1 protein-coding gene is annotated in these 6,306 nt (G+C 76.4%); it reads left to right on the forward strand.

From position 1 onward, the window contains the following. On the forward strand, positions 1-6,306 hold a 6,306-nt coding region (locus ACFW6P_RS31880), incomplete at both ends, for an SDR family NAD(P)-dependent oxidoreductase (protein ID WP_386425752.1).

Here is a 6,306-nt window from a genome sequence, read left to right on the forward strand (position 1 = left end):
CCCGCGTCCGGGGGCGCCCCCGCGTCCGGCGGCGCCCCCGCACCCGAGCCGGGCGAGCACCGAGCCGTCGCCGCCGTGACCGGCGCCACCGCGGAACTCCTCGCCGGCCCCGTCCGCACCGGCGAACGTCCCCCGCTCGCCTTCCTCTTCTCCGGGCACGGCTCGCAGTGGCTCGGCATGGGCCGCGACCTCTTCGCCGAACCCGCCTTCCGCGCCGCCCTGGAGGCCTGCGACACCGCCGTGCGCCGGTACAGCGGCTGGTCCGTCACCGAGGAACTCCTCGCCGGCCGCACCCGGTCCCGGCTGCACCGCACCGACGTCGTCCAGCCCGTGCTGTTCTCCGTGCAGATCGCCCTGGCCCGCACCCTGACCGCCTGGGGCCTGGAACCCGACACCGTGCTCGGACAGAGCGTCGGGGAGGTCGCCGCGGCCGTCGTCGCCGGCGCCCTCGACCTCGACGAGGGCGCCCGCCTGATCACCACCTGGTCCGCGCTGATCGCCGAACGCGCCTGCGGCCTCGGCGCCCTCACCGTCTGCGACCTCGGCGTCGACGACGCCGCCGAACTCACGGCCGACCCCACCCGCGGCATCACCGTCGCCGGCCACCTCGCCCCCGGACAGGTCTGCCTGTCCGGGCCCCTGGACGCCGTCGCCGCACTCGAACGCGACCTCGCGGAGCGCGGCGCCCGCACACTGCGCGTCAACATCGACTACGCCTCCCACAGCGACACCCTGCGCGACCTCGCCCCCGAACTCCTCCGCCGCCTCGGCACGGTAGGCGCCCGCACCACCTCCGTCCCCTTCTTCTCCACCGTCCTCGCCGACCACGTCGACGGCACCGCACTGGACGCCGCCTACTGGGTCCGCAACATGTGCGAACCGATGCTGCTGGCCGAGTCGGTGACCGCCCTCACGCTCGCTCGTCCCGCCGCCACCCGCGGACTGCGCGTCGTCGAGATCGCCCCGCACCCCGTCGCCCGCCACTGCGTCGAGCGGACCTTCGCCGACCTCGGCGACACCCGCTCGTCGGCCCTCGCCACCTGCCGCCGCGACCGCAGCGCCCGCCGCGACCTGGAGGAACTCGCCGCACGCCTGTGGTGCGACGGACATGACGTCGACTGGGACGCCGTGCACGGCCGCCAGGAGCGCACCGCCCGCCGCGCCCCCCTCATCCTGACCGTGTCCGGCAAGACCGCGCAGGCCCGCGCCGCGAACGCCGCCCTGCTCGCCGACCACCTCGAGGGCGCCGCCGAGGGCGACCTCCTCGACGCCGCCTACACCGCCGCCCACCACCGCACCCACTTCGAGCACCGGGCCGGCATCACCGCCGGGTCCGTCACCGGGGCCGTCGAGGCGCTGCGGGCACTGGCCGGCGACCGGGCCCACCCGGACGTCGTCGAGGGTGCCGCCGTCACCGGCGCTCTGGCGGTGCTGTTCACGGGCCAGGGCAGTCAGCGTCTCGGTATGGGCCGTGCCCTGTACGCGGCGTTCCCGGAGTTCCGGGAGGCGTTCGACGAGGTGGCCGCCGCGCTGGACCCCCATCTGCGGGTGCCGTTGACGGCCGTGCTGTTCGCGGCCGCGGACAGTGCGGACGCGGAGCTGGTGCACCGGACGGAGTTCGCCCAGCCGGGGCTGTTCGCGGTCGAGGTGGCGCAGTTCCGGCTGTGGCAGGCGTGGGGGATCGCGCCCGCCGCGGTGGCGGGGCATTCGGTGGGCGAGCTGGCGGCCGCGCACGTGGCCGGGGTACTGGATCTGGCCGACGCGGCGCGGCTGGTGTCGGCGCGCGGCCGGCTGATGCAGGCGTGCGAGGCGGGCGGCGCGATGGCGTCCGTGGAGGCACCGGAGCAGGAGGTGGCCGAGGTACTGGCCTCGGTCGACGGCCGCATCTCGGTGGCCGGCCTCAACAGCCCCACGCAGACGGTCGTCAGCGGCGACCGCGCGGCCGTGCGGACGGTGGTCGCGCACTTCGCCGCGGCCGGACGCCGGACACGTGACCTGGCGGTCTCGCACGCCTTCCACTCCCCCCACATGGACGCGATGCTCGCCGCCTACGCAAAGGTCGCCGCCTCCTGCGCGTTCGGCGAGCCCACGATCCCGCTGGTGTCGACGGTGACCGGCGACTGGGCCGCGGCCGGGGAACTGGCCGACCCGGCCTACTGGGTGCGCCAGGTCCGCGAGGCGGTGCGGTTCCTGGACGCCGTGCGCACGCTGGAAGCCTCCGGCACGGCGCGCTACCTGGAGTGCGGCCCGGCGGCCGTGCTGTCCGCGACGGGCGCCGCATGCGTCGAGAGGGAAGCGGTGTTCGTCGCCTCCCAGCGCTCCCCGCGCGGCACCGAACCCGTCGACGAGGTCCGCACCCTGGTCCGCGCCCTCGCCGCCCTGCACGTCGCGGGCGAGGACCTCGCCTTCGAGCGCGTCCTGGCCGGAGGCCGCCCCGCCGCCCTGCCCACCTACGCCTTCCAGCGCGAGCACCACTGGCTGGAGACCACCCGCGACGCGCGCTCCGGCGCCCGGGAACCCTCCCGTGCCGAGGACGCCTTCTGGGAGGCCGTCGGCAGCGGCGAGGCCGGCCGACTGTCCGAACTCCTCGGCGCGGCCGACGCCGACGCCATCGCCGCCGTCCTGCCCCACCTGGCCGCCTGGCGCGCACAGCAGACCCGCGCGGGCCGCCTCGCCGACTGGATCTACGAGGAGACGTGGGAGCCCTCCGCCGTCGCGCGCACCGCGCCCACCCCGCACGGACACTGGCTGATCGCCGCCTCCGCGACCGCCTCCGCCCGCGCCGAACGCCTCGCCGCCACCCTCGCGGCCGCCGGAGCGCACCCCCACCTCCTGACCACCGGCACCGACCGGCCCGCCTGCGCCGCGCTGATCGCCGCCCTGACCGCGGCCCTCGGCGAGGACACCCTCGGCGGCGTCCTCGCCGTCACCGGCCCGGACAGCCTCCCGCACCCCGCCCACCCGGACGGGACCGCGGCCGCCGCGCACGGCCTCACTCTCGTGCAGGCCCTGGCGGACACCGCCGTACGGGCCCCGCTGTGGTTCCTCACCGAGGGAGCCGTCGCCGCGCACGCCGCCGACCCGGCACCCGACCCCGCCCAGGCCCAGATCTGGGGCCTCGGCCATGTCGTCGCCCTCGAACACGCCGCCCGCTGGGGCGGACTGGTCGACCTGCCCGCCCACCCCGGCGACAGCGAGCTGCGCCACCTGCTCGCGACCCTCGCCGCACACGGCACGCCCACCGCCGAGGAGCACGTCGCCCTGCGCCCCTGCGGACGCCTGGCCCGCAGGCTCCGCCGCGCCGACCCCGGCGCGCAGGCCCGCCCCTTCACCCCGCGCGGCACCGTCCTGGTCACCGGCGGCAGCGGAGCCCTCGCCGCACACCTCGCCCGCCGCCTCGCCGAACGGGGCGCCGAGCACCTCGTCCTCGCCTCCCGGCGCGGCCCCGCCACCGCCGGCGCCGCCGAACTCACCGCCGGCCTCGAAGCCCTCGGCGCCCGCGTCACCCTCGCCTCCTGCGACGTCACCGACCGGCAGCAGCTCGCCGCCCTCGTCGACACGCTCAAGGCGGACGGCACCCCGCTGCGCGCCGTCTTCCACACCGCGGGCCTGCTCGACGACCGGCTGCTGGAAGGCCAGGACGCCGCGTCCCTCGCCGCGGCCGCCGCACCCAAGCTCACCGCGGCACTCCACCTGGACGAACTCACCCGCGACCTCGACCTCGACGCGTTCGTGCTGTACTCCTCCGTCGTCGGCGTCCTCGGCAACGTCGGCCAGGCCAACTACGCCGCCGCCAACGCCGCCCTCGACGCGCTCGCCGCCCGCCGCCGCGCGGCCGGCCTGCCCGCCGTCTCCGTCGCCTGGGGCCCCTGGGCCGACGGCGGCATGACCCACGGCGCCGCCGAGAGCCAGCTGCGCCGCATCGGCCTCGAACCCATGCCCGCCGCGCACGCGCTGGACGCCCTGGACGCCGTACTCGACCGGGGCCCCGCCGTCCTCGTCGCCGGCATCGACTGGGCCCGTGCCGCCACCGCCTACGGCGAAGGCCGCGACCGCCCCTTCCTGCGCACCGTCCCCGAGGCCGCCCGCGCCGTGGCGGACGCCGCGCCCGCCGGCACCGGCACGACCGTACGGGCGACCCTCCTCGACCTGCCCGAGGAGGCGCGCGCCGACCATGTGCGACGCCTGCTGGCCGTCGAGGCCGCCGCGGTCCTCGGCGTGAGGGATCCCGCAGCCCTCGATCCCGAACGCGGTTTCAAGGATCTCGGCTTCGACTCGATGATGTCCGTCGACTTCAGTGTCCGCGTCCAGCAGCGCACCGGCGTGCTCACCCCGAAGACCCTCGTCTTCGACCACCCGAACCTGGCCGCCGCCGCCCGCTGGCTGCTCTCCGAACTCGCCCCCGCCCCGCAGGCCCCCGGCCCCGCGGCCCCCGCCGCCATCCGCCGCCCGGCCGGCGAACCCCTGGCGATCGTCGGCGTCGGCCTGCGCATGCCCGGTGACGCCCACGACCTGGACAGCCTCTGGCAGGTCCTCGCCGAGGGCCGCGACACGGTCACCACCGTGCCCGCCGACCGCTTCGACGTCGACGCCTGCTACGACCCCGACCCCGACGCCGACGGCCGCACCTACACCCGCCACGCCTCCTTCCTCGGCGACGTGGCCCGCTTCGACGCCGCCTTCTTCGGCATCAGCCCCCGCGAGGCCGAACCGATGGACCCGCAGCACCGGCTGCTGCTGGAGACCGCCTGGAACTGCCTGGAGAACGCCGGCATCCGCCCGCGCGACCTGCGCGACGGCAGCACCGGCGTCTTCGTCGGCGCGGGCGTCGGCGAGTACGGCAAGCACCGGCAGGGCGGCACCGCCGACACCTACACCCTGACCGGCACCCTGCCCAGCTTCAACGCCGGCCGGCTCTCCTACCACCTGGGCCTCCAGGGACCGGCGCTGTCCGTCGACACCGCCTGCTCCTCCTCCCTCGTCGCCCTTCACCTGGCCTGCGAGGCACTGCGCTCCGACGAGTGCGAACTGGCCCTCGCCGGCGGTGTGCAGGTGCTCGCCGACCCGGACGCGTTCGTGGCGCTCAGCCGCTCCCACGCGCTCGCACCCGACGGCCGCAGCAAGACCTTCTCCGCCGAGGCCGACGGCTACGGACGCGGCGAGGGCGTCGGCATGGTCGCGCTGATGCGGCTGTCCGACGCCGTCGCCCAGAACCGCACCGTGCTGGGCGTGATCCGGGCGACCGCCGTCAACCACGACGGAGCCAGCAGCGGAATCACCGCCCCCAACGGCTCCTCGCAGCAGAAGGTCATCCGCACCGCCCTCGCCTCGGCCGGGCTCACCTCCGCCGACGTCGACTATGTCGAGTGCCACGGCACCGGCACGTCTCTCGGCGACCCCATCGAGGTGCAGGCCCTGGCCGCCGTCTACGGCGAAGGCCGCGGGCCGGGCCGCGAACTCGGTCTCGGCACGGCCAAGAGCGTCATCGGCCACCTGGAGTCGGCGGCCGGCATCGCGGGGGTCTGCAAGGTCCTCGCCTCCTTCCGCCACGACGCCCTGCCCGCGACGCTCAACAGCAGCCCGCGCAACCCGAACATCGCCTGGGACGACCTCCCGGTCCGCGTCGTCGACACCCTCGAACCGTGGGAGCGGGACGGGTCGCGTCCGCGTCGTGCGGGTGTGTCGTCGTTCGGTCTCAGTGGCACCAACGCGCACGTGATCGTGGAGGAGCCGCCCCTCGCCGAGCCGCCGCTCACCGAGCCGCCGCTCGCCGGGCCGCCGCTCGCCGAGCCGTCCGGGCTCGCCGAGTCGTCCGAGCCGTCCGAGCCGTCCGAGCTGTCCGGGCTCGCCGGGCCGCCGCTCGCCGGGCCGCCGCTCGCCGGGCCGCCGCTCGCCGGGCCGCCGCTCGCCGGGCTGTCCGGGCTCGCCGAGCCGTCCGAGCTGTCTGTGGGGGTGGCGGGTCCGGTGCCGGTGGTGGTGTCGGGTCGTGACGGGGCGGTGGTGCGGGAGCAGGCGGGGCGCTGGGCGTCGTGGCTGGCCGGGCAGGAGGGGGTGCGTCTGGGGGATGTGGCGCGGACGGCCGCGGTGCACCGTACGCACTTCGAGTCGCGGGCCAGTGTGGTCGCTGCCGACGTGTCCGAGCTGGTGGAGGGGTTGGGTGCGCTGGCGGCCGGTGAGGCTCACGGTGCGGTGGTGACCGGGGTGGCGGAGCGGCGCGGGAAGGTGGTGTTCGTCTTTCCGGGGCAGGGTTCGCAGTGGGTTGGTATGGGGCGTGAACTCCTGGCGTCGAGTGTGGTGTTCCGGGAG

This window comes from Streptomyces sp. NPDC058741, from assembly GCF_042746715.1.
GTDB lineage: Bacteria > Actinomycetota > Actinomycetes > Streptomycetales > Streptomycetaceae > Streptomyces.